The sequence below is a fragment of the Pseudomonas lurida genome, from assembly GCF_013522705.1.
GTDB classification, from domain to species: domain Bacteria; phylum Pseudomonadota; class Gammaproteobacteria; order Pseudomonadales; family Pseudomonadaceae; genus Aquipseudomonas; species Aquipseudomonas quebecensis.
On record NZ_JAAMRE010000003.1, the window covers coordinates 1 to 26,419 of the forward strand.

The 26,419-nt window shown below is 60.6% G+C and carries 25 protein-coding genes; 7 read left to right on the forward strand and 18 right to left on the reverse strand.

Annotation, left to right across the window (positions count from 1 at the left end; all coding sequences use genetic code 11):
* Nucleotides 1-1,157: YncE family protein (locus G7025_RS03320; protein ID WP_375139321.1), on the forward strand; the 1,157-nt coding region annotated here is incomplete at its 5' end.
* 338 nt (nucleotides 1,158-1,495) lie between these two features.
* On the opposite strand, the gene G7025_RS03325 is transcribed toward G7025_RS03320, so the two are convergent.
* Nucleotides 1,496-2,557: an FUSC family protein gene (locus tag G7025_RS03325; protein WP_181076593.1), complete on the reverse strand. Its 1,062-nt coding sequence runs from the start codon at nucleotides 2,555-2,557 to the stop codon at nucleotides 1,496-1,498.
* 392 nt (nucleotides 2,558-2,949) lie between these two features.
* Complete coding sequence (locus tag G7025_RS03330) at nucleotides 2,950-4,566, reverse strand: NADP-dependent glyceraldehyde-3-phosphate dehydrogenase (RefSeq protein WP_181076595.1); 1,617 nt, start codon at nucleotides 4,564-4,566, stop codon at nucleotides 2,950-2,952.
* A gap of 149 nt (nucleotides 4,567-4,715) precedes the next feature.
* Here G7025_RS03330 and G7025_RS03335 point away from each other — a divergent pair, with 149 nt between their 5' ends.
* Nucleotides 4,716-5,579: a Dyp-type peroxidase gene (locus G7025_RS03335; protein WP_181076597.1), complete on the forward strand. Its 864-nt coding sequence runs from the start codon at nucleotides 4,716-4,718 to the stop codon at nucleotides 5,577-5,579.
* A 17-nt stretch (nucleotides 5,580-5,596) separates the two neighbouring features.
* Here the strand turns inward: G7025_RS03335 and G7025_RS03340 are convergent, their stop codons facing one another.
* Entirely contained in the window at nucleotides 5,597-6,337 is a 741-nt protein-coding gene (locus G7025_RS03340) for a carbonic anhydrase (protein ID WP_181076598.1), read from the reverse strand.
* Between the two features lie 197 nt (nucleotides 6,338-6,534).
* On the opposite strand from G7025_RS03340, the gene G7025_RS03345 reads away from it, so the two are divergent.
* Entirely contained in the window at nucleotides 6,535-7,668 is a 1,134-nt protein-coding gene (locus G7025_RS03345) for an MFS transporter (protein WP_181076600.1), read from the forward strand.
* A gap of 1 nt (nucleotide 7,669) precedes the next feature.
* Here G7025_RS03345 and G7025_RS03350 read toward each other — a convergent pair whose 3' ends face one another.
* The gene (locus G7025_RS03350; protein WP_181076601.1) at nucleotides 7,670-8,191 is read right to left on the reverse strand and encodes a DUF3087 family protein; all 522 of its coding nucleotides are present in this window, start codon (nucleotides 8,189-8,191) and stop codon (nucleotides 7,670-7,672) included.
* 126 nt (nucleotides 8,192-8,317) lie between these two features.
* Here G7025_RS03350 and G7025_RS03355 point away from each other — a divergent pair, with 126 nt between their 5' ends.
* Together G7025_RS03355 and G7025_RS03360 are read left to right on the forward strand one after the other, a co-directional pair.
* Nucleotides 8,318-8,500, forward strand: coding sequence for a hypothetical protein (locus tag G7025_RS03355; RefSeq protein WP_181076603.1), 183 nt, complete (start codon nucleotides 8,318-8,320; stop codon nucleotides 8,498-8,500).
* 11 nt (nucleotides 8,501-8,511) lie between these two features.
* A complete protein-coding gene (locus tag G7025_RS03360; RefSeq protein ID WP_181076604.1) occupies nucleotides 8,512-8,712 on the forward strand; it encodes a DUF6021 family protein in 201 nt (66 codons plus the stop codon).
* 47 nt (nucleotides 8,713-8,759) lie between these two features.
* Here the strand turns inward: G7025_RS03360 and G7025_RS03365 are convergent, their stop codons facing one another.
* A complete protein-coding gene (locus G7025_RS03365; protein ID WP_181076606.1) occupies nucleotides 8,760-8,996 on the reverse strand; it encodes a DUF6555 family protein in 237 nt (78 codons plus the stop codon).
* Nucleotides 8,997-9,115: 119 nt separating this feature from the next.
* Between G7025_RS03365 and G7025_RS03370 the strand changes: the two genes are divergently transcribed.
* Entirely contained in the window at nucleotides 9,116-9,955 is an 840-nt protein-coding gene (locus G7025_RS03370) for an arylamine N-acetyltransferase family protein (protein WP_181076607.1), read from the forward strand.
* A gap of 124 nt (nucleotides 9,956-10,079) precedes the next feature.
* A complete protein-coding gene (locus tag G7025_RS03375) occupies nucleotides 10,080-10,832 on the forward strand; it encodes an outer membrane beta-barrel protein (protein ID WP_181076608.1) in 753 nt (250 codons plus the stop codon).
* Between the two features lie 253 nt (nucleotides 10,833-11,085).
* Here G7025_RS03375 and nuoN read toward each other — a convergent pair whose 3' ends face one another.
* From nuoN to G7025_RS03440, 13 genes are all read right to left on the reverse strand, one after another.
* The gene (nuoN, locus tag G7025_RS03380; protein ID WP_181076610.1) at nucleotides 11,086-12,549 is read right to left on the reverse strand and encodes an NADH-quinone oxidoreductase subunit NuoN; all 1,464 of its coding nucleotides are present in this window, start codon (nucleotides 12,547-12,549) and stop codon (nucleotides 11,086-11,088) included.
* A 7-nt stretch (nucleotides 12,550-12,556) separates the two neighbouring features.
* Nucleotides 12,557-14,089, reverse strand: a complete 1,533-nt coding sequence (nuoM, locus tag G7025_RS03385) for an NADH-quinone oxidoreductase subunit M (protein WP_034098707.1) — start codon at nucleotides 14,087-14,089, stop codon at nucleotides 12,557-12,559.
* Nucleotides 14,090-14,128: 39 nt separating this feature from the next.
* Entirely contained in the window at nucleotides 14,129-15,982 is a 1,854-nt protein-coding gene (gene nuoL, locus G7025_RS03390) for an NADH-quinone oxidoreductase subunit L (protein ID WP_034098705.1), read from the reverse strand.
* Nucleotides 15,979-16,287 carry an NADH-quinone oxidoreductase subunit NuoK gene (gene nuoK, locus G7025_RS03395; RefSeq protein ID WP_003174727.1) on the reverse strand — a complete coding sequence of 103 codons (309 nt, stop codon included), beginning with the start codon at nucleotides 16,285-16,287 and terminating at the stop codon, nucleotides 15,979-15,981. The genes nuoL and nuoK overlap by 4 nt, the downstream gene beginning before the upstream one ends.
* A 2-nt stretch (nucleotides 16,288-16,289) precedes the next feature.
* Entirely contained in the window at nucleotides 16,290-16,793 is a 504-nt protein-coding gene (nuoJ, locus tag G7025_RS03400) for an NADH-quinone oxidoreductase subunit J (RefSeq protein WP_016974048.1), read from the reverse strand.
* A 9-nt stretch (nucleotides 16,794-16,802) separates the two neighbouring features.
* Nucleotides 16,803-17,351 carry an NADH-quinone oxidoreductase subunit NuoI gene (nuoI, locus tag G7025_RS03405; protein WP_003174725.1) on the reverse strand — a complete coding sequence of 183 codons (549 nt, stop codon included), beginning with the start codon at nucleotides 17,349-17,351 and terminating at the stop codon, nucleotides 16,803-16,805.
* Nucleotides 17,352-17,362: 11 nt separating this feature from the next.
* Nucleotides 17,363-18,370 carry an NADH-quinone oxidoreductase subunit NuoH gene (gene nuoH, locus G7025_RS03410; protein WP_181076612.1) on the reverse strand — a complete coding sequence of 336 codons (1,008 nt, stop codon included), beginning with the start codon at nucleotides 18,368-18,370 and terminating at the stop codon, nucleotides 17,363-17,365.
* Nucleotides 18,367-21,081: an NADH-quinone oxidoreductase subunit NuoG gene (gene nuoG / locus G7025_RS03415; protein ID WP_181076613.1), complete on the reverse strand. Its 2,715-nt coding sequence runs from the start codon at nucleotides 21,079-21,081 to the stop codon at nucleotides 18,367-18,369. Before nuoG ends, nuoH begins: the two co-directional genes overlap by 4 nt.
* A gap of 136 nt (nucleotides 21,082-21,217) precedes the next feature.
* Nucleotides 21,218-22,576, reverse strand: a complete 1,359-nt coding sequence (gene nuoF, locus G7025_RS03420; RefSeq protein ID WP_181076615.1) for an NADH-quinone oxidoreductase subunit NuoF — start codon at nucleotides 22,574-22,576, stop codon at nucleotides 21,218-21,220.
* Nucleotides 22,573-23,070 (reverse strand): NADH-quinone oxidoreductase subunit NuoE, encoded by a 498-nt coding sequence (nuoE, locus tag G7025_RS03425; protein ID WP_003174721.1) that lies wholly within the window; start codon nucleotides 23,068-23,070, stop codon nucleotides 22,573-22,575. Before nuoE ends, nuoF begins: the two co-directional genes overlap by 4 nt.
* Before the next feature lie 2 nt (nucleotides 23,071-23,072).
* The gene (gene nuoC, locus G7025_RS03430) at nucleotides 23,073-24,857 is read right to left on the reverse strand and encodes an NADH-quinone oxidoreductase subunit C/D (protein ID WP_181076617.1); all 1,785 of its coding nucleotides are present in this window, start codon (nucleotides 24,855-24,857) and stop codon (nucleotides 23,073-23,075) included.
* Nucleotides 24,858-24,928: 71 nt separating this feature from the next.
* The gene (locus G7025_RS03435; protein WP_003174719.1) at nucleotides 24,929-25,603 is read right to left on the reverse strand and encodes a NuoB/complex I 20 kDa subunit family protein; all 675 of its coding nucleotides are present in this window, start codon (nucleotides 25,601-25,603) and stop codon (nucleotides 24,929-24,931) included.
* A 10-nt stretch (nucleotides 25,604-25,613) separates the two neighbouring features.
* The gene (locus G7025_RS03440) at nucleotides 25,614-26,027 is read right to left on the reverse strand and encodes an NADH-quinone oxidoreductase subunit A (protein ID WP_003219575.1); all 414 of its coding nucleotides are present in this window, start codon (nucleotides 26,025-26,027) and stop codon (nucleotides 25,614-25,616) included.
* Between the last annotated feature and the right edge of the window lie 392 nt (nucleotides 26,028-26,419).

Genomic DNA, 26,419 nt, shown 5'->3' on the forward strand with positions numbered 1-26,419 from the left:
TGAGCTTTATCAACCAAAGGGTATGGCTGACCTGCAGCAGTCCGGGCGTGGACGACTTGAAGGTGCTTGACGGGTATGCGATCAACTCAGGGGAAGCGGCGGCGGGGCTGGTGAATAAGGATGTGGCGCGCGGTTGGTTTTCGGGGGTGCAGAACAATGGCTTGATGAACGTCAACTGCGAAGTGACGTTGGATGGCAGTACTGAAAGGCGGGGACAACCTTTTCCGTTGACGACTTATACGGTTAAGCGGGAAATGCGGATTATTAAAAATATTCCGGTGGGCACAAGTCCCAGTGCGATAGTATCCAACAGTGCTGGTACTCGGGTTTACGTGACCTATGCGCCAGGAAATTCTATTACAGTCATTGACACTGACAGAAACGAAGTCATTCACACCATTACCAATATAGGCGAACTTAAAGCGCGACCTCAACTTACAATCAGTAATGATGGAAGTCGTCTGTATGTTTCACTAGCACATGCTGTGCACTGCATAAATACTACCAGTTATGCAACGATTCTGACAATTTCCAAGAGATATGCAAATGCACTAGCGTTAAATGGCCCTGGAACACACTTATATGTTACCGTGAGTTTTTATGATCAATTACCTGAAGCCAAAAATTACGTTGTACGCTACAACGCTTTGAATGGCAGCACACTTGCAAATCTAGGCAATAATTTTTGGGAGTGGAGCAGCGCGTTGGTGAACCCAGAAGGAACGCGCCTGTATCTCGGTTCAGGATGGGGAACCTATATGATGAATATCTCCTCATCCCAGTATCTTCCTGAAAATGTTCCAGGAAGGGTTTTAGGTACCATGGCGTACAGTCAAAATAGCCGGATGGGATCTCGCTTATATTTACCGGTCATAACTGAAAACATGATCGCAATCAGCAACACGGATCGCCTGACTAACATAAAAAAATTGATTGGAATGTCAGCACCTCACTCCATAGCAATTGACCCAACCACCCACATGGCATACTTCACACAACAGACAGCTAACACGGTTAGCATAATTAATACTCTTACGGAAGAGGTAGTGGGACAAATCACCGGATTCAACAGGCCAGAGGGAATAACAATACTGCCCAACGGGGTGATATACGTTGCAAACAACGAAAACAACACCGTATCGGTCGTTAGTAACTAATACCCATTAGGAGCAAAAAGCCACACCATAACGGTAACACACTAAAACGGGACGGATTATTCAATAATCCGTCCCGTTTTTGCGTTTGTCCTTATAGTCTTGAGGCTCGGGATATGCGGTAAAACATCCCTGAACCTACAATTTTGCGCAAGGCATAACTCTGTGGGAGGGGCTTGTCCCTCGATGGCGCTGTGTCAGTCAAAATAGGTAAACTGACCCACCGCTATCGGAGCAAGCCTCCTCCCACATTAGATCTGCGGCGTTTGGAGCAGTGGGTTGGCTGTGAAAACAGGGAGTTGACTCATTTAATCGTTGAGTCTACTCCCCTTGATTTCGTTTCAGATTTTCCACTGCTCCGAGTTTTTAAGAAGCCCCTCACGCATCGTGTCGATGTTGGCGGCTAATTGCAGCGTCAACAACCGGTAACCATCTAAACCATTACGTACCGGCGTTTCGAGCAGGTTACGGTCGGGCGTTACATTGCCTGATCGCTCCAACCGCTCCGTCACCCCCGACCTCAACGCCCGTGCCATCCCCACCAGCTGCACCCGAATCTGCCGATGCTCGGCCTTCAGCATCACCTGCATCCGCGCCATCGCCTGTTCATCGCGAGGGTCCGGGCGGGTATTGCCAAGGATCTCCAGCGTGCTGATACACAGGCGCAAGTGCCGCTGGATCACGTCCAGCTCGGTCATGGAGATGCGCACTTCCTTGGACACCGACGGCATCAGCGAGCGTAATTGCAGCATCGCCGCGTTCAGGCGGTTGAGCAGTTTGAGGTGTTCGTCGTCGGTGACCGACTGGCCGTTGATGATCCGGCTGTAGATCTGCGCGCAGTCGCGCAACGCACCGGCCAGGTTGTAGCGCCACGAGTAGACGGCGTACAGCGGCAGGGCAAACGAGAACGCCAGGGCCAGCCCGATGCCGATAAGGATATCCACCGTGCGCCACAAGCCATCCGAGATCGGGTTGTCGCCGTGGCCGGCGACGATAAACACCGTGATCGCCGACAGCAGCGCGATGTAACCGCCCTTGCCGATGGCGTGATAGGAAAAGAACCCGCACACCATCGACATCAACAGATAGGTCAGCAGCGGCAGGCCGAAGTAGGCCTGTTGCACCACGAGCAGCAGGCCGACGCTGGCGCCGATCAACGTGCCGTAGGCGCGCTCCATGGCTTTCTTGCCGATATTGCCGTGGTGCTGCAAACCGCCGATGACGATCAGCATGGTCACCGACGCCCACTCTCCGTGGGGCAGGTTGAGGCCGGTGGTCAGCAGGATCGTCGCCAGCAGCCCGATGGACACGCGCACGGCGTGGATCAGCTTGGCATGGCGATAGCGGCGGTAGGGGTCGAGCAACGGGCGCAACAGGCGCCGGGCAACCATAGGCAGATTCATTGATAACAACGGGGCCTCAATTCTGGAGATGTACACAATTCGAATGTGGGAGGGGGCTTGCCCCCGATGACCATGGGTATCTACACAACTTTCAGATCCAGACAAATCCCCTGTGGCGAGCGGGCTTGCCCCGCGTTGGGCTGCGAAGCAGCCCCAGTAAAGAAGAATGTGGTGTATCAGACACTCTGTAGAGGCTGGTTTTGGGGCTGCTGCGCAGCCCAACGCGGGACAAGCCCGCTCGCCACAACAGCCCTATCTGCCGGGAATTCAGCGTTGAGCCAACGTTGTGTAGATACCTATGCCTCGATAACTGTGGATCAGTAAAGAATCGGTTAGCTGACACATCGCTATCGAGGCCAGGCCCTCTCCCACATGGTTTGACCGAGGTGAACCTAGAAGATGTAGTCAGTGGTCAGGAAGCTTGAATCGCGGTTGCGCAGGATCTCGCTGACCAGTGCCTTGTTGCTGTCCTGGAACTTGGTCGCCACCAGGGTGCGGATCGAGAACACGCGTAACGCATCATGTACCGACAGCGTGCCTTCGGCCGAGTTCTTGCGCCCGTTGAACGGAAAGGTGTCCGGCCCGCGCTGGCATTGGGCGTTGATATTGATGCGCCCAACCTGGTTGGCAAAAGTGTCCACCAGGCGCCCGATGGCTTCGGCGTTGTTGCCGAACAGGCTCAGTTGCTGGCCGAAGTCCGACTCCAGTACGTAGTCGATCACGGTCTCCAGGTCGCGGTAGGGCACGATCGGTACCACCGGGCCGAACTGCTCCTCGTGGTACACACGCATTTGCGGGTTTACCGGGTACAGCACCGCCGGGTAGAAGAACGAACCGCGACTGGCACCGCCATTGGCATTCACCACCTGGGCGCCGTGTTGCGCCGCGTCGGCCACCAGGCCGTTGAGGTAATCCACCTTGCCGACTTCCGGTAACGGCGTCAGGGACACGCCGTCTTCCCATGGCATGCCGGGCTTGAGCGTCGCCAGTCTGGCGTTGAATTTCTCGATAAACGCCTCGACCACGTCTGCATGCACGAACAGAATTTTCAGTGCGGTGCAGCGCTGGCCGTTGAATGACAACGAGCCGGTGAGCGCTTCGCTGACGGCATTGTCCAGGTCCACCTCCGGCAGCACGATGCCGGGGTTTTTTGCGTCCAGGCCGAGGGCGGCTCGCAGGCGGTGCGGCTTGGGGTGCAGTTTTTTCAAATCGCTGGCGGCCTTGTTGGTGCCGATAAACGCAAAGATATCGATCTTGCCGCTGGCCATCAGCGCACTGACGGTTTCGCGGCCGCTGCCATAGATCACGTTGATCACCCCGGCCGGGAAGCTGTCGCGGAACGCCTCCAGCAATGGGCGAATCAGCAGCACGCCGAGCTTGGCCGGCTTGAACACCACGGTGTTGCCCATGATCAGCGCCGGGATCAGCGTGGTGAACGTTTCGTTGAGCGGGTAGTTGTAGGGGCCCATGCACAGCGCCACGCCCAGGGGCACGCGGCGGATCTGCCCGAGAGTGTCCTGTTCCAACTCGAAGCGGCTGCTGCGGCGGTCCAGTTCCTTGAGGGCATTGATGGTGTCGGTGATGTAGTCGCAGGTGCGGTCGAATTCTTTCTGCGAGTCCTTGAGGTTCTTGCCGATCTCCCACATCAGCAGCTTGACCACCGCATCACGCTGTTCGCGCATGCGCCGCAAAAACGCTTCGACGTGGCGGATGCGGTCGACCACGCGCATCGTCGGCCATTCGCCCTGGCCACGATCATAGGCGCGCACGGCGGCATCAAGGGCGGTGAGGGCGGTGTCGGCGTCCAACAGCGGCGTGCTGCCGATCACCACGCGCTGATCACCCAACTGCACCGGGCTGTGGACCTGGGCCAATGGGCCGTTCCACACCTGCAACTGGCCGTCCACCAGGTAATCACGCTGTTCGATGGGCGCCGCCAGGCGGTATTGCTCGGGGATTTGGGCGGTGGAAGTGGGAAACAGCTGGGCGAGCAGGTGCTGAGTGGTCATAGCGCTATCCCTGTAATGGTTACAAAACTTGACTGGTGCTTGACTAGAGGGTCACCCAACCAAGGGCTCTATGGCAAGGCTTGTGCGCTTTGCAGTACGCAGCGCCACGGGTGCCGGGTAAACTGCGCGCCTTTCTTGAAGGAGTTCACATGAGTCAGTACCAGCCGGGCATTCTTGCCGCACCGGTGCCGTTGCAGGCACGCCATCTGTTTTTTGCCGTGGATTCCCTGGCCGCTGTGCCCGTCGCGCTGGACGCCCTGGTGCGGTTGACCGATGCGGCGGCGGTGGTCGGCCTCGGCGAGCCGCTGGTGACTGCACTGGGCGCGACGATTGACGGTCTGCGGCCGTTTGCACCGATCAGCGGGCCGGGGGCACATAACCCATCGACCCAGCAGGCGTTGTGGGTATGGCTGCATGGTGTGGATCGTGGCGAACTGCTGTTGCGCGCTCGCGCATTCGAAAAGGCCCTGGCCCCCGCGTTTCGCCTGGTGCAGTCGCTTGAAGGTTTCCGCTACAAGACAGGCTTCGACCTCACCGATTACGAAGACGGCACCGAAAACCCTCACGATGAGGCTGCGGTCGACGCTGCGATGAGCGCCAGTGGCGCAAGCTTCGCCGCCCTTCAGCAGTGGCGGCACGACCTCGACGGTTTCGCCGCGCTGCCGGCCCAGGAGCGCGACCATATTATCGGCCGTCGCCATGGCGATAACGAAGAGTTGGAAGACGCGCCTGAGTCCGCCCACACCAAGCGCACCGCTCAGGAGAGTTTCACTCCCGAAGCCTTCGTGGTGCGCCGCTCCATGCCCTGGGCCGAGAATGGCCAGGCCGGGTTGATGTTTCTCGCCTTCGGCCACTCCTTTGATGCATTCGAAGCGCAGCTGCGCCGCATGAGCGGTCTGGAAGACGGGATTGTCGACGGCCTGTACCGCATCAGCACGCCGTTGACCGGGGGCTATTACTGGTGCCCGCCGATACTCGATGGCCATCTGGACCTGAGCGCACTCGCCGGCTGAACCGGCTGCGGGGTGGATCAGCCGATCAGCTCAACCTCGCCACTGTGCAGGCGGTATACGCCGCCGACAATTTGCAACGTGCCTTTGGCCAGGGCATCGCTCAGCAGGCTTGATTCGGCCTTGAGCCGTGCCACCGTGTCCTGGACGTTTTGTGCGATGGCGTTATCCAGGGTGTCGCCCGGCGCCTTGAGCACTTTGGTGACGGACGGTTTGAGTGCGTCGGCCAGGCCCTGGATTTTGCCGGGGAAGCGCGCGCTGTCCTTGACGGCCTTGACCCCGGCCGCCACGGCGCCGCAGCGGTCGTGCCCCAGCACCATGATCAGCGGTGTACCCAGCACTGCCACGGCGTATTCGAGACTGGCCAGCCCGTCCTCGGTGACGAAATTGCCCGCCACCCGCACCGCAAAGAGGTCGCCGCGGCCGGTATCGAAGGCGTATTCCGGCGCGATCCGCGAATCGGCGCAGCTGAGCACCGCGACGAAGGGGTTCTGACCGCCCACCAGAGCCTCGCGTTCATGCGTGAAATCATGGCGCTTGGTAACCCCATCGACGTAACGCTGGTTGCCTTCCATCAAGCGTTTCAATGCCTGTTGTGGGTTGAGATCGTTGGCGACTTTAGGCGCAGGCGCCGCGTTCACCAGGCTGGCAGGCAAGGCACCGGCCAGCATGATCGCTCCCGCGCCGACGCCGGTGAGGCGCAGAAAGTTGCGGCGGCCGTTGTTTAAAGGGGCATCAGCAGGGTGTTGAGCGTTGCACATGGATGGGCTCTCGCAGTAGGGATGAAGGAAAGCGCAAAGGGTGCAGAGAACGCAGCATCATGGATGTAGGAAGTTTCTGGGGGTATGGTCAGCGGCTCACGGTGATCGTCCTCTGCAAAAGGGCTGACCGGACATTGTAAAAAACCGTGGAGGAACGCTACCTTGACCGCCTGAAGATTTCGGGATGTTTCAGATTTATGTCCAGCCAGGCCCAACGCTCTGCCGACTCCACCTCACGGCGCGCCGCGCTGACTCTCGCCCTGTGCCTGCCCAGCGATGTCCTGCTCTACCTGTTGCTGCCCATGCAATCCCAGGCCTTTGGCATCACCCTGGCCCAGGCCGGGGTGTTGCTGGCGGCCAATCGCCTGGTGCGGATCTTCGGCTACCGGCATGTACTGAATTTTTACGCGCGCCACGGTGATCGTCTGACCTGCATGATCGCCGCCGGCGCGGCCGCCCTGTGCGCCGTCGGCAATTCGCTGCTGTCCGGGTTTGCCGCCTTGCTGGGGTTGCGGCTGGTGTGGGGGCTGTGTTTCGCCGCGCTGAACCTGTCGACCCAAGTGCTGGCGACCGCCGAGCCGGCGGGTGCCGCACGACGCGCGGGGCGTTCGCGGGCGTTGGTCGCCTTGGGACCGATGCTCGCGCTGCCGTTTGGCGGCTGGCTCACAGTATGGGCCGGGCCGCGTCCGATCTTTATGCTCCTGGCCGGCTGTTGCCTGGTTGGGGTGTGGATGGCGCGCGGCTTACCCAGCGCCGGCCACGCCTTGCAAAACAGTGGCGTACGTCGCTTCAGATGGCCCGACAGTGTGGCCCTGTGGTCGTTTATTGAGGGCGTGGCGCTGGATGGGCTGTTTATCTTTGGCCTGTCGATTCAAGCGCAGAAGAGTATGGGCGGTGACGCGGTGCTGATCGCCGGCGGCCTGATGGCGTTGCGGTATGTGTCGGAGCTGCTTTTGAGCCCCTTGGGCGGGCAGGCGGCGCAACGCTTCGGCGCGACGTCGATGTTGCTGCTGTTTTCGTTCTTGAGTGCCCTGGCGTTGAGCGCGTTCGGCAGCCATTGGGTGATTGTCGGGGCGGCGGCGGTGTTGGTATTGCGCGCCTTGCAACTGCCCTTGGTAACCACCCTGGTGGCCGAGCGCAATCCCGGTGCGATGCGTGTATCGGCGCTGGCATCCAATGCGGTGTGGCGCGACATCGGCGCAGGCCTCGGACCGCTGCTGGCGGGGCTGTTGCTGCCGGTGGCGTCAGCACCGCTGGTGTTCGGCCTGGCCGGCGCGGCCATCGCCGTGAGTGCACTGTTTTGCTGGCGCGCACGCCCCACGGTGGTGTGACTCAGGCGCTCTTGATGCGGTCGAGCCAGGCGGGGTCCAGGCGGGTCTGGTCGGTGTCCAACCCCAGCGCCTGCATCTTGCCGGCGTGGGCCTGCATCTCACCGACCAACTGTGCCTGGGCGCTGGAGTTGGCATCCAGTGCGTGCATCTGGGTCAGCCCCAGATGATAGAAGCGCAATAGCTTCATGGCCGTCGGATCGTTGGCCTGCACCCGCTCGGTAACGTTGTGCATCACATTGGTCACTCTCATCAGGCTGCGCTTGAGCTGCCAGCCATACACCGCCGGCGCCAGCCACGCCTGGCTCCAGAACGGGCCGCGCACCAGCGCCACGGTGATCAGCACACCCGCGAATACACCACCGACATTGAAACGAAAATTGTCCCCGCCAGGTTCGCCGAACAGCATCACCGCCAGGCTCGACAGCAGCATGGCCAGGGCCAGGAACAGTAAGGCCACGATCAGCGTGCTGCGGCGGGTCTGTCGACGGTAGGTGGCAGGGTCGCAGGGTTTGAGCTCGAACATCCGGGGTAGGTCTCCAGAGGGTGGCGGTGCGGCATCATCGCACGCCTGGGCAAACAAGTTGAACGTTGGTGCGCAGGGCTTTCTCTAAATCGATGCAGGCCACCAACCTTTGCGAGGTGAACCACCATGCCCGAATACAAACAGCCGCCGCCCGGCACGCCGGACCCCAACCGTACCCCCGGCGAAGAAGAGCGCGACAACGACGCCCTGCGTCCCAATGACCCGGCGGATCGTCCGGACACCGACGACGATGTGGAGCAGGCCGAGCAAGACCTGGAACACCTTCACGATAAAGCCCGTCCGCTCTAGAGGAGACACCCATGAACGCTCCAGACAAAGGCCCACGCTCCAGCGAGCATGCCAGCGGCAAGGATGAGCTGGGTTTCGACCCGGACTCGCCGGATGTCGCTGACCCGCAGGTCGACCCCATCGGCCCGGCCATCGCGCCGTTGGACAGGGACAAGAAGGATCAACCGGAAAAAAAGCCGCCCTACGATCCGTTGGGCGACTTGAAGAAGTAAGGCAGGCCCCGCTCGATTGAGCGGGGCTTTTTCGTTAAGGGGTGGGGTTATTTAGGTGGCATCCAGGTGACATCGGTGATGCCGTATTTCTCCGCCCACGGACGGGTGGTTTTCTTTACTTGCTCATGGCCCACGCGGCCTATGCGACTCACGTGGGCAATGTCGGCGTCGACCGCCGCCCAATGCCAGGCCTCGGCGTTATTCATCACTTCGGCGCGTACTACAAAGGACTTCGGTTGACCGTGCAGCTGATAATTAATGGTGTAGATTTTTGCGGTACTCATGGTGCCTCCCTGACTTGTTATAAATGGATAGGAAGGCGTTTAAAAAGGTTCATTCAAAATGACAGTCTGCACGCGAGCGCGGCATAGTGACGCCTTTGCCCTTGCCCAAGGACCGTGCCATGCCTCGACTCAACCATTGCCAACGCTACCTGCAACGCCTGGGCTACGACACGCCGCCGCCGCCCACTCTGCAAACCCTGCAGGACCTGCAATTGCGTCATGTCAGCACTTTCGCCTTCGAAAGCCTGTCGACCCTGCTGCACCAGCCGGTGCCGATCGATCTGCCGAGTGTCGAGCATAAAGTGCTGTTCGAAGGGCGAGGCGGCTACTGCTACGAATTGAACCAGATGTTTCTGATACTGCTGCAGGAACTGGGCTTCGACGCGCGCGGCATCACGGGGCGAGTGGTTATGGGCGGCCCACCGGACGCGCGTACGGCGCGTACCCATCGCCTGAGCCTGGTGACCCTGGACGGGGCGCGCTACATCACCGACGTGGGCTTTGGTGGCATGGTGCCCAGCAGTCCCTTACTGCTTGATAGTCAAGCGGCGCAGGCCACGGCCCATGAGCCCTACCGTGTGACTTTCGATGCACGGGAGGGCAGCTACACGCTGTGGGCCGAGGTGGCCGGGGAATGGCGCGGCTTGTATGTGTTCGACCTGCAAGTGCAGGCCGACATCGACTATGAAATCGGCAACTGGTATGTCTCGACTCACCCTGGCTCGCCATTTCTGGGACAACTCAAAGTCGCGCGGCTGGCCGTGGGGGAGCGCCACACGTTGAATAACGCGCACTACGCGATTCACTACCTCGACCGGCCCAGCGCCAAGCGTACGGTGCACCACACTGATGAACTGCTGGCGTTGCTGCGTGACACCTTCGGCATTCAGGTGCCGACGCATCCGCACTTGAAGGACGCACTGGACGGCTTGATCCGGGCGAGCCGCCAAGAGCCTTGATCTAGAGCATTCGCTGAACCGTTTTACCTCCAAAATCAGGTGATTTTTTTCGAACCTTTTGCACGTGCGAAGGTTCGAAGCGATTCCTGAATAATTTGTCCACCTGACAAGGAGATGTAAAACGATGTCCAAACTATTCGGAACATTCCTCAAGAACGCTTCGTTGTTCGCCCTGGCCACCGCGCCGGCGATGGCGTTCGCAGCACCGTCCACCGACCCGATTTCCATCTTCGGGCTGCAGGGCAGCTACAACGATTTCAAACTCGAAGGCGGCAGCCAGAGCGACAAGGAGCACATGCCTGAAGCAGGCCTGTTCTACACCTTCGGCAACAAGCTCACCGCTGAGTCCGGTTTTATTTACCAAGCCGGCATCGAAGCCAAGTACGGTGAGAAGAGCGACAACAAACTCAAGGAAGGCCAAGCCGATCTCGACCTGGGCTGGCGTGCCGCGCTGGATGCGCGCAACTTTGTCGATGTGATCGTGGGCGGTGGTTACAGCTGGACCCGCTACGAGCCAGAGTCCAACGGTTATGACCTTGAGCTGACCACCAAATCGCCATTTGCCAAGGCGGCACTGGGTTACAACCACCAGTTCGATGACATGACCCTGCGGGTTGAAGCCGGTGCGCGTCACACCCTCGACGGCCGCGTCAAAGTTAAGGTTGACGGCTTGGGCAGCGATTCCGTGGACCTTAAAGACCGCACCAACCCGTACGCGGAAGTCAGCCTGCTGATGAATCAGAAAGGCAACCTGCCTGTGATGGCGGGCCTGTACTACACCCGCACCGAATACAAACTGGATGAAGACTCCCCCGTGGCCGACAACACCAAGCTCAAGCGTGACGAGTACGGGTTCAAGGTCGGTATTGCGTTCTAATCCGCTTGTAGTGAGCGGGCTGATTGGATAAGGGGGAGCTTTGTGGTGACTGAGCTTGTGGTCTACAGGCTCTTATTGTGAACAGGCCTTTGTGGTGAGCGGGCTTGCCCCGCGCCGGGCTGCGCAGCAGCCCCACCAAAGGCATTGCTAAACCCGGCTTGGCACTGCGCTGAAAACCTCCAACCCAATCCCCTCAATGCAAAAACGGCGCCCGAAAGGCGCCGTTTTTGTTTACTCACATCCCGCTAAGCGATCAAACACCCAGCACCGCATGCTGCACCAGGGTGAGCAACGGCTGTGGGTACACGCCCAGGAAGAAGGCGAGCAGGGCGATGGCCAGCAGCATTACGCCACCGGCTTTCTGTTCCCAGTGCAGCTCGGCATCCACACGCCGCAGGTTCGGCTCGATCAGGTACAGGGTGACCATCACGCGCAGGTAGTAGAACACGCCGATGGCGCTGCCCAGTACCAGCGATGCAACCAGCCACCACTCATGCGCTTCAACACCGGTAGCGACGATGTAGAACTTGCCGATAAAGCCTGCGGTCAGCGGGATACCGGCCAGGGACAGCATCATCACGGTCAGCACAGCGGTCAGGTACGGACGGCGCCAGAACAGGCCGCGGTATTCGTACAGCGCGTCGGCATCACGGCCTTTGTAAGGCGAGGACATCAATGTGATCACGCCGAACGCGCCGAGGCTGGTGATCACGTAGGTGACCAGGTACACGCCGATGGCTTCCACGGCCAGGCCTTTGCTCGCCACCAGGGCGATCAGCAGGTAGCCGAAGTGCGCGATGGACGAATAACCCAGCAGACGCTTGAGGTTGTTCTGGGTCAACGCCAGCAGGTTGCCGAACAGGATCGACGCAATCGCGATCACGGTCAGCACGTTGCTCAGCACGCCGGTATTGGCGGCAGGGGAGATCTGGAACAGACGCACCATCACCGCAAACACCGCGACTTTCGACGCCGTGGCCAGGAACGCAGCCACCGGCGCCGGGGCGCCTTCGTACACGTCCGGGGTCCACAGGTGGAACGGCACCAGCGACAGTTTGAACGCCAGGCCAATCAGCATCATGGCCAGGCCCAGCTGGGCGATCGGTGCAGGCAGGTGGGTGGCGGCCAGGGCGTGACCGATACCGGTGAAGCTCAGGCTGCCGGCTTCGGCGTAGAGCAGGGCCATACCGAACAACAGGAACGCGGAACCGGCGGCCGACAGCACCATGTACTTGATGCCGGCTTCCAGGGAGCGCTTGTTGAAGAAGGCGTAGGCCACCAGGCCGTAGGTCGGGATCGACAGCAGTTCCAGGCCGATGAACAAGCCGGCCAGGTGCTGCGCGCTGACCAGCACGATACCGCCGGCCGCAGCCAGCAGGATCAGCAGGTACAGCTCTTCGCGGTTGCCTGGGTAGCCGGTGCCGCCTTCGCCGAGGTAGGCGTGGGCGAGGGTGACGCACGCCAGGGTGGCCACCAGGATCAGCGCGATGTACAGCAGTGCGAAGTCATCGATCATCATCAGCGGGGTGACCGCCAACGGCGCGACCTTGAGGGCCGGAATGATCGACAGCAGGGCCAGGTTCAACCCGGCACAGGACAGCAGGAACGTTTGCGAGTGATTGCGGCGCCAGGCGATCGCCAGCATCACCACCACGATGGTGAGGCTGGTGATCAGCAGCGGCGCAAGCGCGATAAAGTGTTGGATCGTGAATTCCATAGCGCTCTTACCGGGCCGAAGCGAGTTGAGAGAAGGCGGTGCCGAACCACTGCTGCACGCCATGCATCGTTGCGGCAGACGTGTCCAGGAACGGTTGCGGGTACACGCCGATATAGATCAGTAATACCGCAAGACCGAGCACCATGATCAGTTCGCGCGCATCCATCCCTTTCAGGACGGTGTCGGACTTGGCCGGGCCGAAGTAAGCGCGGTGGATCATGATCAGCGAGTAGACCGAACCGAATACCAGGCCCGAGGTGGCGATGGCGCTGATCCACGGCGTTTGTACGAACGCGCCCATCAGGATCAGGAACTCGCCGATGAAGTTGCCGGTGCCCGGCAGGCCCAGGGACGCGGCGGCGAAGAACAGGCTGATCGCCGGCAGGTAGGCAATGCGCGACCACACGCCACCCATCTCACGCATGTCACGGGTGTGCAGGCGCTCGTACAACTGACCACTCAGGATAAACAGTGCGGCGGCCGAGACACCGTGGGCCAACATCTGGATCACGGCGCCTTGCAACGCCAGTTGGCTGCCCGAGTAGATGCCGATCAGTACGAAGCCCATGTGGGAAACGGACGAGAAGGCAATCAGACGCTTGATGTCGGTTTGCGCGAAAGCCAGGAACGCACCGTAGAAAATCCCGATCAGACCCAGGGTCATGGCAATCGGCGCAAACTCGGCCGAAGCATTCGGGAACAGCGGCAGGGCAAAACGCAGCAGACCATACGCAGCGGTCTTCAGCAGGATACCGGCCAGGTCGACGGAACCGGCGGTCGGTGCCTGGGCGTGCGCATCCGGCAGCCAGGAGTGGAACGGCACCACCGGCAGCTTCACCGCAAAGGCGATGAAGAAGCCCAGCATCAGCACGTACTCGGTGGTCAGCGACATCTTGGTCTTCAACAGATCGGCGTAGTTGAAGGTGATCACGCCGGTGTTGTTGAAATTGACCAGTACCAGACCCAGGATCGCCACCAACATGATCAGGCCGGAAGCCTGGGTGAAGATGAAGAACTTGGTCGCCGCGTAGATCCGGGTTTTCTTGCCGTCCGAAGAACTGTGACCCCAGAGCGCGATGAGGAAGTACATCGGCACCAGCATCATTTCCCAGAAGAAGAAGAACATGAACAGGTCGAGGGCGAGGAACACGCCGACCACGCCGCCCAGGATCCACATCAGGTTCAGGTGGAAGAAGCCCACGTGACGCTGGATCTCTTTCCAGGAGCAGAGTACCGAGAGGATACCTAGCAGGCCGGTCAGCAGGATCATCAACAGCGACAGGCCGTCGAGGGCCAGGTGCACGTTGATGCCGAAGCGCTGGATCCACACGTGCTTGAATTCAAGCGCGAACGTCGGATCGACACCCGGTGCCGGAGCAAATGAATAGTCGCCATGGGCCCACAGCCAGAGGCCGAGCGCGAGTTCCAGGGACATGGTCAGCAACGCAATCCAGCGGGGGAGGGTGGCGCCGAAGCGTTCACCCATCCAGCAGAGCAGGCCGCCGATAAAGGGGATCAGGATTAGCCAGGGCAGAATCATGACGGGCTCGTTTCCTTTCGCAAGTTCGCAAAGTTCATATCAGACCGCTACCACTACGATGGCGCCGATCACCAGCACGGCGCCAGCCGCCATGGAAGCCGCATACCAACGCAATTGGCCGGTCTCGCTGCGGCTCAAGGCTGTGTGACCGCCTTTGGCCGCGCGCGGGATCAAACCAATGGTCTGGTCGAGCGGGTCTTTACGCAGTACATGGCTGATGGCCAGGTACGGCTTGACGAACAGTTTGTCGTAGATCCAGTCGAAGCCCCAGGCAGCGAACCACCAGGCCGACAGGAAACGGCCGATGCCACTGTTGGCCACGGCGGTCACGAAGCGGCGCTTGCCGAGGAACAGCAGGGCCGCCAGCAGGATACCGGCAATGGCAATGGCGCCCGAGGCGATTTCCAGGCTGTGCTTGGCGTCGCCGCCGGCATGGCCCACGCTTTCCGGCAATACGCCGGCCAGTGGCGGAGTGATCATGGCGCCGATGAAAGTCGACAGGATGATCAGCACCGACAGTGGCAGCCAATGCGAGATGCCGTGGCCTGCGTGTGCTTCGGTCTTGGCTTCACCGTGGAAGGTGATGAAGATCAGGCGGAAGGTGTACAGCGAGGTCATGAAGGCACCTACCAGGCCTGCGTACAGCAGGTTCTGGTTGCCGCTGGCAAAGGCTTCCCAAAGGATTTCGTCCTTGGAGTAGAAACCGGCGGTCACCAGCGGCAGGGCGGCCAGGGCTGCACCACCGACGATGAAGCTGGCATAGGCCAATGGCAGTTTCTTCCACAGGCCGCCCATCTTGAAGATGTTCTGCTCGTGGTGGCAGGCCACGATCACCGCACCGGAAGCGAGGAACAGCAGGGCCTTGAAGAAGGCGTGGGTCATCAGGTGGAAGATCGCCGCGTCCCAGGCGCCGACGCCCAGGGCCAGGAACATGTAGCCGATCTGGCTCATGGTCGAGTAGGCGAGGATGCGCTTGATGTCGGTCTGTACCAGCGCGGCGAAGCCGGCCAGTACCAGGGTCACGCCGCCGACCAGGCCCACCAGGTGCAGGATCTCCGGCGCCAGGGTGAACAGGCCGTGGGTACGGGCGATCAGGTAGACACCGGCGGTTACCATCGTTGCGGCGTGGATCAGTGCCGACACCGGGGTAGGGCCGGCCATCGCGTCCGCCAGCCAGGTCTGCAGTGGCAGTTGCGCGGATTTACCCACGGCGCCGCCCAGCAGCATCAGCGTGGCCAGAGTGATCCAGAAGTCGCCGACCTGGAATTTCTGCGGTGCCAGTACCAGCAGTTCCTGGATGTTCAGCGTGCCCACCTGTTGGAACAGGATGAACAGGCCGATGGCCATGAACACGTCGCCGATACGGGTGACGATAAACGCCTTGAGCGCGGCATTACCGTTGTTGCGGTTGCTGTAGTAGAAACCGATCAACAGGTACGAGCACAGGCCCACGCCTTCCCAGCCGAAGTACAGGAACAACAGGTTATCGCCGAGCACCAGGAACAGCATGCTGGCGATAAACAGGTTGGTGTACGAGAAGAAGCGCGAGTAGCCCGCTTCACCGCGCATGTACCAGGACGCGAACAGGTGGATCAGGAAACCCACGCCGACCACTACGCCGAGCATGGTGATCGACAGGCCGTCGATGTAGAGAGCGAAGTTGGGCTTGAAGCCTTCCACCGACATCCACTGCCACAGCACCAGGGTGTAGTGACCGCCTTCCGGCGGCGCCACGTTGAATTGCCAGATGACGTAGGCGGCGACGATCGCCGACAGGCCAATCGAACCCACGCCGATCAGCGCGGACAGGTTTTCCGACCAGCGCCCGCGAGAGAACGACAGCAGCAGGAAACCGATCAGGGGAAACAGGAAAGTCAGAAAGATCATGTTCATCCGCGCATCTCACTGGCAGCGTCGATATCAAGCGTGTGGAAGCGACGGTACAGCTGCAGCAGGATCGCCAGGCCGATACTGGCCTCGGCGGCTGCCAGGCTGATCACCAGGATGAACATGACTTGTCCATCCGGCTGGCCCCAACGTGCACCCGCGACGATGAACGCCAGTGCGGCGGCGTTCATCATGATTTCCAGGCTCATCAACACGAACAAAATGTTACGGCGAACCATCAGGCCGACCAGGCCAAGGCAGAACAGGATGCCGGCGACCGCCAGACCATGCTCCAAAGGGATAGCAGGCATCGTCATTGCTCCTTGGCTTCGTTGCGGCCCAAGTGGAAGGCGGTGACGGCTGCGGCGAGCAGCAGCATCGACGCCAGTTCGACCACCAGCAGGTACGGGCCGAACAGGCTGATGCCGACGGCTTTCGCATCCACGGTGGTGTGGCCGATGGCCTGGCCGCTCTGGTGAGCGAACAGCACATACAGCAGTTCACCCAGCAGCAGCGCCGCGAGGACAACCGGGCCGAGCCAGATGCCGGGCTTGAGCCAGACGCGTTCCTGGGCGACCGAAGCCGGCCCCAGGTTGAGCATCATCACCACAAACACGAACAGCACCATGATGGCGCCGGCGTAGGCGATCACTTCCAGCACACCGGCGAACGGTGCGCCGAGGCTGAAGAAGGTCATGGCCACGGCGATCAGCGAAATGATCAGGTAGAGCAGGGCGTGCACGGGGTTGGTGTTGGTGATCACGCGAAGCGTGGACACAACCGCGATACCCGATGCGAAATAGAAAGCGAATTCCATCTTTCTTCCTTAAGGCAGCAAGCTCTTCACGTTGATCGGCTCGGCTTCGTTTTGTGCGGCGCCTTTGGGCTTACCGGCAACGGCCATACCTGCAACACGATAGAAGTTGTAATCAGGGTTTTTACCGGGACCGGAAATCAAAAGATCTTCTTTCTCGTACACCAGGTCCTGACGTTTGAACTCGGCCATCTCGAAATCCGGTGTGAGCTGGATCGCGGTGGTCGGGCAAGCTTCCTCGCAGAGGCCGCAGAAAATGCAGCGCGAGAAGTTGATGCGGAAGAAGTCCGGGTACCAGCGACCGTCTTCGGTTTCAGCTTTCTGCAGGGAGATGCAACCCACCGGGCACGCCACGGCGCACAGGTTGCAGGCTACGCAACGCTCTTCGCCATCGGGGTCGCGGGTCAGTACGATGCGGCCGCGATAGCGCGGCGGCAGGTACACCGCTTCTTCCGGGTATTGCAGGGTGTCGCGTTTGCGAAAGCCGTGGCCGAAAACCATCACCAGGCTTCGCAACTGGGTACCGGTACCCTTAACGATGTCGCCAATATATTTGAACATGGGTCAAATCCTCACTGAACCGCGCCCGCTGGCGTGTTCAACAACACAACGGCAGCGGTCACCAGCAAATTGATCAGGGTCAGCGGCAGGCAGAAGCGCCAGCTGAAATCCATCACCTGGTCGTATCGTGGACGCGGAATGGAAGCGCGCAGCAGGATAAACAACATGATGAAGAACGCGGTCTTCAGGAAGAACCAGAAGAACGCCAACTGCGGCAGGATGCCGAATGGACCATGCCAGCCGCCGAAGAACAGCGTGACCAGCAGGGCCGAGATCAAGATGATGCCGATGTACTCACCGACAAAGAACATGCCCCACTTCATACCGGCGTATTCAATGTGGTAACCGTCGGCCAGTTCCTGTTCCGCTTCCGGCTGGTCGAACGGGTGACGGTGAGTCACGGCCACGCCAGCGATGAAGAAGGTACAGAAGCCAAAGAACTGCGGAATGATGAACCACAGGTTCTGCGCCTGGTACTCGACGATGTCGCGCATGTTGAACGAGCCGACCTGCACCACGATGCCCATCAGCGCCAGGCCCATGAACACTTCGTAGGACACGGTCTGGGCCGAGGCCCGCAAGCTGCCCAGCAGGGCGAACTTGTTGTTGCTCGACCAACCGGCGAACAGCACCGCGTAGACCGACAGGCCGGCCATGGCGAAGAAGAACAGCAAGCCGATGTTCAGGTCCGCCACGCCCCAGGTCGGGGTGATCGGGATGATCGCGAAGGCGATCAGCAAGGCGCTCATGGCCACGACCGGTGCCAGGGTGAAGATCACCTTGTCGGCAAACGGCGGGGTCCAGTCTTCCTTGAAGAACATCTTCAGCATGTCGGCGGCGATCTGGAACATGCCGAACGGGCCGACACGGTTCGGACCGTAACGGTCCTGCCACCAGCCCAACAGGCGACGTTCGATGAAGCTGAGCAGGGCGCCCGCCACAACCACGGCCAACAGGATCACGATAGCCTTGACGACCGAGATGATCACGTCGATCACTTCAGGGGTGAACCAGGTCATTGCGCTGCCTCCTGCAGACCGTCAACGGTAAAACCTTCGATCGCAGGCGGGATGCCGGCGAGGCCTTTAGGCAGTGCAACCAGGCCGGCGCCCAACGCTTCGTTGATACGCAGCGGCAGACGCAGGGTCTGGCCGGCCACGGTCAGGCTGAGCAGGGCACCGTCGTTGACGCCCAGGCGGTCGGCTTCGGACTTGGCCACGGACACGTAGGCTTGCGGAATGCGCTCTTTTACCGGCGCGGCTTTGGAAGAGTTCTCTTCGCTGCCGAACAGGTGGAAGAACGGCACAACCTGCCAGGTGCCCTGAGCCGGGTTGAACGGACGTGGTATGGCGGTGAACCAGTTCAGCGAATCGCCCTGGGTTTCGATCAGGCGGGTGCCCGGGTCGCCGGCACGGATGTGGCCACCGACTTCGTCCTGGAACTTGTTCCAGGCCTGTGGCGAGTTCCAGCCCGGCGACCAGGCGAACGGCACCTGCTGACGCGGTTCGGCCGATCCCGAGTAGCCTTCCATGGAGAAGGCAAACGCGGTGTCGATATCCTGCGGCGTACGCGGTTCGTGCACGCTGATATCGGCGCGCATGGCCGTGCGGCCCGAGTAGCGCAGCGGTTCACGGGCCAGTTTCAGGCCCTTGATGCGGAACGCGGCGGACGGCGCGGCGTCGACAATCCGGGCAAGCTGCGGCGCGCTCGCGGCAGTGGCGGCGGTGACGTGGTCGAGCTGGGTCCAGTCGATCGGCTGGTTCAGCAGGGTGGCGCGCAGGGCATGCAGCCAGCGCCAGCCTTCGTGAACCAGGATGCTGGCGTCCATGTACTTCGGATCGAACACCTGGAAGAAGCGCTGGGCGCGGCCTTCCTGGCTGACCAGGGTGCCGTCGCCTTCGGCGAAGGTGGCGGCCGGCAGTACCAGGTCGGCGCGGTCGCTGGTGGCGGTCTTCTGGTGGTCGGCGACGATCAGCACCTTGGCGGCGTTCAGCGCAGCGTCAACCTTGGCCGCATCGGTACGGGTGTACAGATCGTTTTCCAGCACCACGATGGCGTCGGCGTTGCCGTCGATCACCGCTTGCAGGGCAGCATCCACGGACTCGCCACCGAGCATGGCCAGGCCGAGGCTGTTGGCTTCCGGTACAACCAGGCTGATGGAGCCGTTCTTGTCGCGCAGCTTCAACGCCTTGGCGATGTTGGCCGCCGCTTCGATCAGCGCCTTGGAACCCAGCGAGGTACCGGCAATGATCAATGGACGCTTGGCCGCCAGCAGAGCGTCGGCGATGCGTTGGGCCAGTTCGGCGGCTTCAGTATCCAGGCCTTCGACGGCAGGGGCGCTGGCGTCGAGGGCATGGGCTACGGCGAACCCGAGGCGGGCCAGGTCGTCCGGTGCGGCGTGTACGCACTCTTCGGCAATATCGTCGAGCTTGGTTTCAGCCAGGCTGGCGATAAACAGCGGGTTCAGCGCGTGCTGGCCGATGTTCTTCACTGCCGCGTCAAGCCAGGGCTGTACGCGCATGGCGTCGGCCATCTCTTCAGCCTTGCCTTTGACCGACTGACGCAGGGACAGCGCGATACGCGCGGCGGTCTGGGTCAGGTCTTCACCGAGGACGAAGATGGCGTCGTGGTCTTCGATGTCGCGCATGTTCGGCACCGGCAGCGGGCTGTCGTTCAGCACTTGCAGGACCAGGCGGATGCGTTCCAGCTCACCGGCTTCGATGCCGCTGTAGAAGTGCTCGGCGCCGACCAGTTCGCGCAAGGCGAAATTGCTTTCGAGGCTGGCGCGGGGCGAGCCGATACCGACGATGTTACGGCCGCGCAGCAGATCGGCGGCTTTGTCCAGCGCCGCGTCCAGGCTCAGCTTGGCGCCATCGGCCAGCAGCGGCTGGCGTGGGCGGTCTTCGCGGTTGACATAGCCATAGCCGAAACGGCCACGGTCGCACAGGAAGTACTGGTTGACCGAACCGTTGAAGCGGTTTTCGATGCGACGCAGTTCACCGTAGCGCTCGCCCGGGGAGATGTTGCAACCGCTGGAGCAGCCATGGCAGATGCTCGGGGCGAATTGCATGTCCCACTTGCGGTTGTAGCGCTCGGAGTGAGTCTTGTCGGTGAACACGCCGGTGGGGCAGACCTCGGTGAGGTTGCCGGAGAATTCGCTTTCGAGCACGCCGTCTTCAACGCGACCGAAGTACACGTTGTCGTGGGCGCCGAATACGCCGAGGTCGGTACCGCCGGCGTAGTCTTTATAGAAACGTACGCAGCGGTAGCAGGCGATGCAGCGGTTCATCTCATGGGAGATGAACGGGCCGAGGTCCTGGTTCTGGTGGGTACGCTTGGTGAAGCGATAACGGCGCTCGTTGTGGCCGGTCATCACCGTCATGTCCTGCAGGTGGCAGTGACCGCCTTCCTCACAGACCGGGCAGTCGTGGGGGTGGTTGGTCATCAGCCACTCGACGACACTGGCGCGGAACGCCTTGGATTCTTCATCGTCGATGGAGATCCAGGTGTTGTCGGTGGCCGGTGTCATGCAGGACATGACGATACGACCACGGGTGTCGTTCTCGTCGGTGTACTGCTTGACCGCACACTGGCGACAGGCACCGACGCTGCCGAGCGCCGGGTGCCAGCAGAAATAAGGGATGTCGAGACCGAGTGACAGACATGCCTGTAACAGGTTGTCCGCCCCATCGACTTCGAGCGCTTTGCCGTCTACGTGGATAGTGGCCATGGTTCAAAGTTCTTCGTTGGCCCGTTGTCAGCGGGCGTGGCTAATGGAATCTTGTTATTCATGTGCATCTACACAGCCTTCAAGGCGTCAGCACATGAGAAAAGCGAAGGGCACGGACCCTTCGCTTTTTTAAGCGTTACGCACCGACCATGGTCGGTGATACCACCTGATTGAGGTCGCCCGCGCGGGTTGGCGCGATGCCGGCCTCGAATTCAGAGCGGAAGTATTTGATTGCGCTGCCCAATGGCTCCACGGCGCCCGGTGCGTGAGCACAGAAGGTCTTGCCTGGGCCGAGGAAGCCGACCAGGCCCAGCAGGGTCTCGATATCACCCTCGCGGCCTTCGCCTTTTTCCAGGGCCATCAGCAGCTTGACGCTCCACGGCAGGCCGTCGCGGCATGGCGTGCAGAACCCGCACGATTCACGGGCAAAGAACTGCTCCATGTTGCGCAGTAAGGACACCATGTTGACGGTGTTGTCCACCGCCATCGCCAGGCCCGTACCCATACGGGTGCCAACCTTGCCGATGCCGCCGGCGTACATTTGTGCGTCGAGGTGTTCGGGCAACAGGAAACCGGTACCGGCGCCGCCTGGCTGCCAGGCTTTCAGGGTATAGCCGTCGCGCATGCCGCCGGCGTAGTCCTCGAACAGCTCGCGCGCGGTCACGCCGAACGGCAGCTCCCACAGGCCAGGGTTCTTGACCTTGCCGGAGAAGCCCATGAGCTTGGTGCCCATGTCTTCGCTGCCTTCGCGGGCCAGGGATTTGTACCAGTCCACGCCGTCGGCGATGATCGCCGGCACGTTGCACAGGGTTTCGACGTTGTTCACGCAGGTCGGCTTGCCCCACACGCCCACGGCGGCGGGGAAGGGCGGCTTGGAGCGCGGGTTGGCGCGGCGGCCTTCGAGGGAATTGATCAGCGCGGTTTCTTCACCGCAGATATAACGCCCGGCGCCGGTGTGCACGAACAGTTCGAAGTCGAACCCCGAACCGAGGATGTTCTTGCCCAGCAGGCCTGCGGCCTTGGCTTCCGCCACGGCACGGTTGAGGTGCTTGGCGGCAGTGGTGTATTCGCCACGCAGGAAGATATAGCCCCGGTAGGTTTTCAGCGCGCGGGCGCTGATCAGCATGCCTTCGATCAGCAGATGGGGCAGTTGCTCCATCAGCATGCGGTCTTTCCAGGTGTTGGGTTCCATTTCATCCGCGTTGCACAGCAGGTAGCGGATGTTGATGGATTCGTCCTTGGGCATCAGGCCCCATTTGACGCCCGTGGGGAAGCCTGCACCGCCGCGGCCTTTGAGGCCGGCGTCTTTCACGGTCTGGACGATATCGTCCTGGGCCATGTCGGCGAAGGCTTTGCGCGCTGCGGCGTAACCGTTCTTGGCCTGATATTCGTCGAACCATACCGGTTCGGCATCGTCGCGCAGGCGCCAGGTCAGCGGGTGAGTTTCGGGCGACCGCTGGATGCGGTTGGCCGGGCCGAAAGATGTCAGGGTCATGGGTAGCCCTCGAGCAATTGGGTCACGCCGGCAGGCTGGACGTCACCGAATGTGTCGTCGTCGATCATCAACGCCGGCGCCTTGTCGCAGTTGCCCAGGCAGCACACCGGCAGCAGCGTGAAGCGGCCGTCCGGGGTGGTCTGGCCGAGGCCGATGCCCAGTTTGTTCTGAATTTCGCTGACCACGGACTCGTGACCACCGATGTAGCAGACCATGCTGTCGCACACGCGAATGATGTGGCGGCCGACCGGCTGGCGGAAGATCTGACTGTAGAACGTCGCCACGCCTTCAACGTCGCTGGCGGGGATGCCGAGGATTTCGCCGATGGCGTAGAGGGCGCCGTCCGGCACCCAGCCGCGCTCCTTCTGGACGATCTTCAAGGCTTCGATCGACGCCGCGCGCGGGTCTTCGTAGTGATGCAGCTCGTGCTCGATGGCCGAGCGCTCGGTTTCACTCAAGGTGAAACGGTCTGTCTGGATAAGCGTGCTGTTCATGCTTAGCGGTCCACGTCGGCCATAACGAAATCGATACTACCCAGGTACGCAATCAAGTCCGCGACCATCTCGCCTTTGATCACCGAAGGGATCTGCTGCAAGTGCGGGAAGCTCGGTGTACGAATCCGGGTGCGGTAGCTCATGGTGCCGCCATCGCTCGTCAGGTAATAACTGTTGATACCCTTGGTCGCTTCAATCATCTGGAAGGATTCGTTGGCCGGCATGACCGGGCCCCACGAAACCTGCAGGAAGTGCGTGATCAGGGTTTCGATGTGCTGCAGCGTGCGCTCTTTGGGCGGCGGCGTGGTCAGCGGGTGATCCGCCTTGTACGGGCCTGCCGGCATGTTGCGCATGCATTGCTCGATGATCTTGAGGCTCTGGCGCATTTCTTCGACGCGCACGATGCAACGGTCGTAGGCATCGCCGTTGGCCGCCAGCGGTACTTCGAACTCGAAGTTCTGGTAGCCGGAGTAGGGGCGAGCTTTACGCAGGTCGAAATCGCAGCCGGTGGAACGCAGGCCGGCACCGGTGACGCCCCATTCCAGGGCTTCCTTGGTGTTGTACTGCGCAACGCCAATGGTACGGCCCTTGAGGATGCTGTTATCCAACGCAGCCTTTTGGTACTCGTCCAGGCGCTTGGGCATCCAGTCGATGAATTCCTTGACCAGGCGTTCCCAGCCATTGGGCAGGTCGTGGGCCACGCCACCGATGCGGTACCAGGCCGGGTGCAGGCGGAAACCGGTGATGGCTTCGATGACCTTGTAGGCGCGCTGACGGTCGGTGAAGGTGAAGAACACCGGGGTCATGGCGCCGACGTCCTGGATATAGGTACCCAGAAACAGCAGGTGGCTGGTGATCCGGAAGAACTCTGCCATCATGATGCGGATGGTGTCGACGCGGTCCGGCACCTTGATGCCGGCCAGCTTCTCGACCGAGAGCACGTACGGCAGGTTGTTCATCACGCCGCCGAGGTAGTCGATACGGTCGGTGTACGGGATGAAGCTGTGCCAGGACTGACGTTCGGCCATCTTTTCGGCGCCACGGTGGTGGTAGCCGATGTCCGGTACGCAGTCGACGATTTCTTCACCGTCCAGTTGCAGGATGATGCGGAAGGCACCGTGGGCCGAAGGGTGGTTCGGGCCCAGGTTGAGGAACATATAGTCCTCGTTGGTGCCGGAGCGCTTCATGCCCCAGTCTTCCGGACGGAAACGCGCCGCTTCTTCTTCAAGCTGCTGCTTGGCCAGGTTGAGGCTGAACGGGTCGAATTCGGTGGCGCGCGCAGGGAAGTCCTTGCGCAGCGGGTGACCTTCCCAGGTCGGCGGCATCATGATGCGCGACAGGTGCGGGTGGCCCGGGAAGTCGATGCCGAACATATCCCAGACTTCACGCTCATACCAGCTGGCGTTGGGCCAGATGCCGGTCACGGTCGGCACGCTCAGGTCACTTTCGGACAGCGCGACCTTGATCATCACGTCGCTGTTACGTTCCAGCGACATCAGGTGATAGAACACAGTGAAGTCGGCGCCGCTTGGCAGGCCCTGGCGCTTGGTGCGCAGACGCTCGTCCACGCCATGCAGGTCATAGAGCATGACGTACGGCTTGGGCAGGTTGCGCAGGAAGGTCAGGACTTCGATGAGCCTGGCACGTGCCACCCACAGCACCGGCATACCGGTGCGTGTGGCCTGGGCGGTGAAGGCGTCAGGGCCAAAACGGTTAATGAGTTCGACGACCACATCCTGGTCGTCTGCCTTATAAGGCGGGATATACAGAGCACTGCCTGTAGTCATGGTTTTTTATCGCTTTCGGTCAACGTAAAGAATGAGGCCAGGTTTTCGTTCTATGAAAGAAGCGGGCTGGATCAGACTTCGTCGGGGCTGCGCAGGTTGGTGACTGCGATTCGCTGTTCGCGGCGCTGTTCCTTTTGGGACGGCATCTCGGCGCGGTAAACACCTTGATCTCCGACCACCCAGGACAGTGGGCGACGCTCCTTGCCAATCGATTCCTGCAACAGCATCAAGCCTTGCAGGAATGCTTCCGGGCGGGGCGGGCAGCCAGGCACGTAGACGTCCACGGGCAGGAACTTGTCCACCCCCTGAACCACGGAGTAGATGTCGTACATGCCCCCGGAGTTGGCGCACGAACCCATGGAGATAACCCACTTCGGCTCAAGCATTTGCTCGTAGAGACGCTGAATGATCGGCGCCATCTTGATGAAGCAGGTACCGGCGATAACCATGAAATCCGCCTGGCGCGGCGATGCCCGGATTACTTCGGCGCCGAAGCGCGCGATGTCGTGGGGCGCCGTGAAGGCGGTGGTCATTTCCACGTAGCAGCACGAAAGGCCGAAGTTATACGGCCATAGGGAGTTCTTACGCCCCCAGTTGACCGCGCCACTCAGCACGTCTTCGAGTTTGCCCATGTAGATGTTTTTGTGGACTTGATCTTCTAACGGATCGGAAACGGTTTCCCGTTCGCCGATGGGGTACTGCTCGTTAGGAGCATCCGGGTCGATCCTGGTGAGATTGTATTGCATCGCCAAAGCCTCATTGTTTCAGCTTCGCCTGCCGCTTGCGACGAGCTTCCGGAGCCCAATCAAGGGCGCCCACTCGGAACAGGTAGACAAGACCTGCCAACAGAATTGCTATGAAAACGAGAGCTTCGACGAATCCGGTCCAGCCGCTTTCGCGGACGGACACAGACCAGGCAAAGAGAAAGAGGGCTTCGATATCGAAGATCACGAACAGCATCGCGACCAGATAGAATTTGGCTGAGAGCCGCAAGCGGGCGCCACCTGTAGGTAGCATGCCGGACTCGAACGGTTCGTTTTTGCTGCGGCCCCAGGCTTTTGACCCGAGGAGGCTGGAGACGCCGAGCATGAAGGCACAAAGGCCGACAACACCGAGAAGGAAAATGGCAAAGCCCCAGTTGTGGGCCATGAGTCCTGTCGCTTCGGTCATGCTGGAAATCCTTAACAGAGGGCAAAGGCCTCTGAGCTCGAAAAAGTAACGATGCAGTGACGATATGTCGCAGCGTAGTCAATCGCGTTGATTTTATGGCTAAACACCGGGCAAGTAAAATTCCGATGGCGAAATTATTCGGCGGAATAAGCACATAGTGCACCTTCTTGGGGCTGTAACCCTTGCGTGGTGGGCATTAGCGGGCATTTGATCAATTGTGTTTTGTTTAGGTTGTAACGAAGTTTCTATGTTCTAAATGATAATGAATATTGTTTGGGCGGGTTTTAAGCGGACGGTTGTGGTGTGGCGAGGGAAGTTGCCGTTACTTGATCGGTTACCGCTAGTTGTCGCAGCGGATCTTTTAACCGATTTATCTGCAGCGAATACCGCTC

Excerpts from the sequence above, each read along its gene's own strand:
- G7025_RS03325 (WP_181076593.1), bottom strand. The coding sequence starts at position 2,557 with ATGAATCTGCCTATGGTTGCCCGGCGCCTGTTGCGCCCGTTGCTCGAC.
- G7025_RS03330 (WP_181076595.1), bottom strand. The coding sequence starts at position 4,566 with ATGACCACTCAGCACCTGCTCGCCCAGCTGTTTCCCACTTCCACCGCC.
- G7025_RS03335 (WP_181076597.1), top strand. The coding sequence starts at position 4,716 with ATGAGTCAGTACCAGCCGGGCATTCTTGCCGCACCGGTGCCGTTGCAG.
- G7025_RS03340 (WP_181076598.1), bottom strand. The coding sequence starts at position 6,337 with ATGTGCAACGCTCAACACCCTGCTGATGCCCCTTTAAACAACGGCCGC.
- G7025_RS03345 (WP_181076600.1), top strand. The coding sequence starts at position 6,535 with ATGTCCAGCCAGGCCCAACGCTCTGCCGACTCCACCTCACGGCGCGCC.
- G7025_RS03350 (WP_181076601.1), bottom strand. The coding sequence starts at position 8,191 with ATGTTCGAGCTCAAACCCTGCGACCCTGCCACCTACCGTCGACAGACC.
- G7025_RS03355 (WP_181076603.1), top strand. The coding sequence starts at position 8,318 with ATGCCCGAATACAAACAGCCGCCGCCCGGCACGCCGGACCCCAACCGT.
- G7025_RS03360 (WP_181076604.1), top strand. The coding sequence starts at position 8,512 with ATGAACGCTCCAGACAAAGGCCCACGCTCCAGCGAGCATGCCAGCGGC.
- G7025_RS03365 (WP_181076606.1), bottom strand. The coding sequence starts at position 8,996 with ATGAGTACCGCAAAAATCTACACCATTAATTATCAGCTGCACGGTCAA.
- G7025_RS03370 (WP_181076607.1), top strand. The coding sequence starts at position 9,116 with ATGCCTCGACTCAACCATTGCCAACGCTACCTGCAACGCCTGGGCTAC.
- G7025_RS03375 (WP_181076608.1), top strand. The coding sequence starts at position 10,080 with ATGTCCAAACTATTCGGAACATTCCTCAAGAACGCTTCGTTGTTCGCC.
- nuoN (WP_181076610.1), bottom strand. The coding sequence starts at position 12,549 with ATGGAATTCACGATCCAACACTTTATCGCGCTTGCGCCGCTGCTGATC.
- nuoM (WP_034098707.1), bottom strand. The coding sequence starts at position 14,089 with ATGATTCTGCCCTGGCTAATCCTGATCCCCTTTATCGGCGGCCTGCTC.
- nuoL (WP_034098705.1), bottom strand. The coding sequence starts at position 15,982 with ATGAACATGATCTTTCTGACTTTCCTGTTTCCCCTGATCGGTTTCCTG.
- nuoK (WP_003174727.1), bottom strand. The coding sequence starts at position 16,287 with ATGCCTGCTATCCCTTTGGAGCATGGTCTGGCGGTCGCCGGCATCCTG.
- nuoJ (WP_016974048.1), bottom strand. The coding sequence starts at position 16,793 with ATGGAATTCGCTTTCTATTTCGCATCGGGTATCGCGGTTGTGTCCACG.
- nuoI (WP_003174725.1), bottom strand. The coding sequence starts at position 17,351 with ATGTTCAAATATATTGGCGACATCGTTAAGGGTACCGGTACCCAGTTG.
- nuoH (WP_181076612.1), bottom strand. The coding sequence starts at position 18,370 with ATGACCTGGTTCACCCCTGAAGTGATCGACGTGATCATCTCGGTCGTC.
- nuoG (WP_181076613.1), bottom strand. The coding sequence starts at position 21,081 with ATGGCCACTATCCACGTAGACGGCAAAGCGCTCGAAGTCGATGGGGCG.
- nuoF (WP_181076615.1), bottom strand. The coding sequence starts at position 22,576 with ATGACCCTGACATCTTTCGGCCCGGCCAACCGCATCCAGCGGTCGCCC.
- nuoE (WP_003174721.1), bottom strand. The coding sequence starts at position 23,070 with ATGAACAGCACGCTTATCCAGACAGACCGTTTCACCTTGAGTGAAACC.
- nuoC (WP_181076617.1), bottom strand. The coding sequence starts at position 24,857 with ATGACTACAGGCAGTGCTCTGTATATCCCGCCTTATAAGGCAGACGAC.
- G7025_RS03435 (WP_003174719.1), bottom strand. The coding sequence starts at position 25,603 with ATGCAATACAATCTCACCAGGATCGACCCGGATGCTCCTAACGAGCAG.
- G7025_RS03440 (WP_003219575.1), bottom strand. The coding sequence starts at position 26,027 with ATGACCGAAGCGACAGGACTCATGGCCCACAACTGGGGCTTTGCCATT.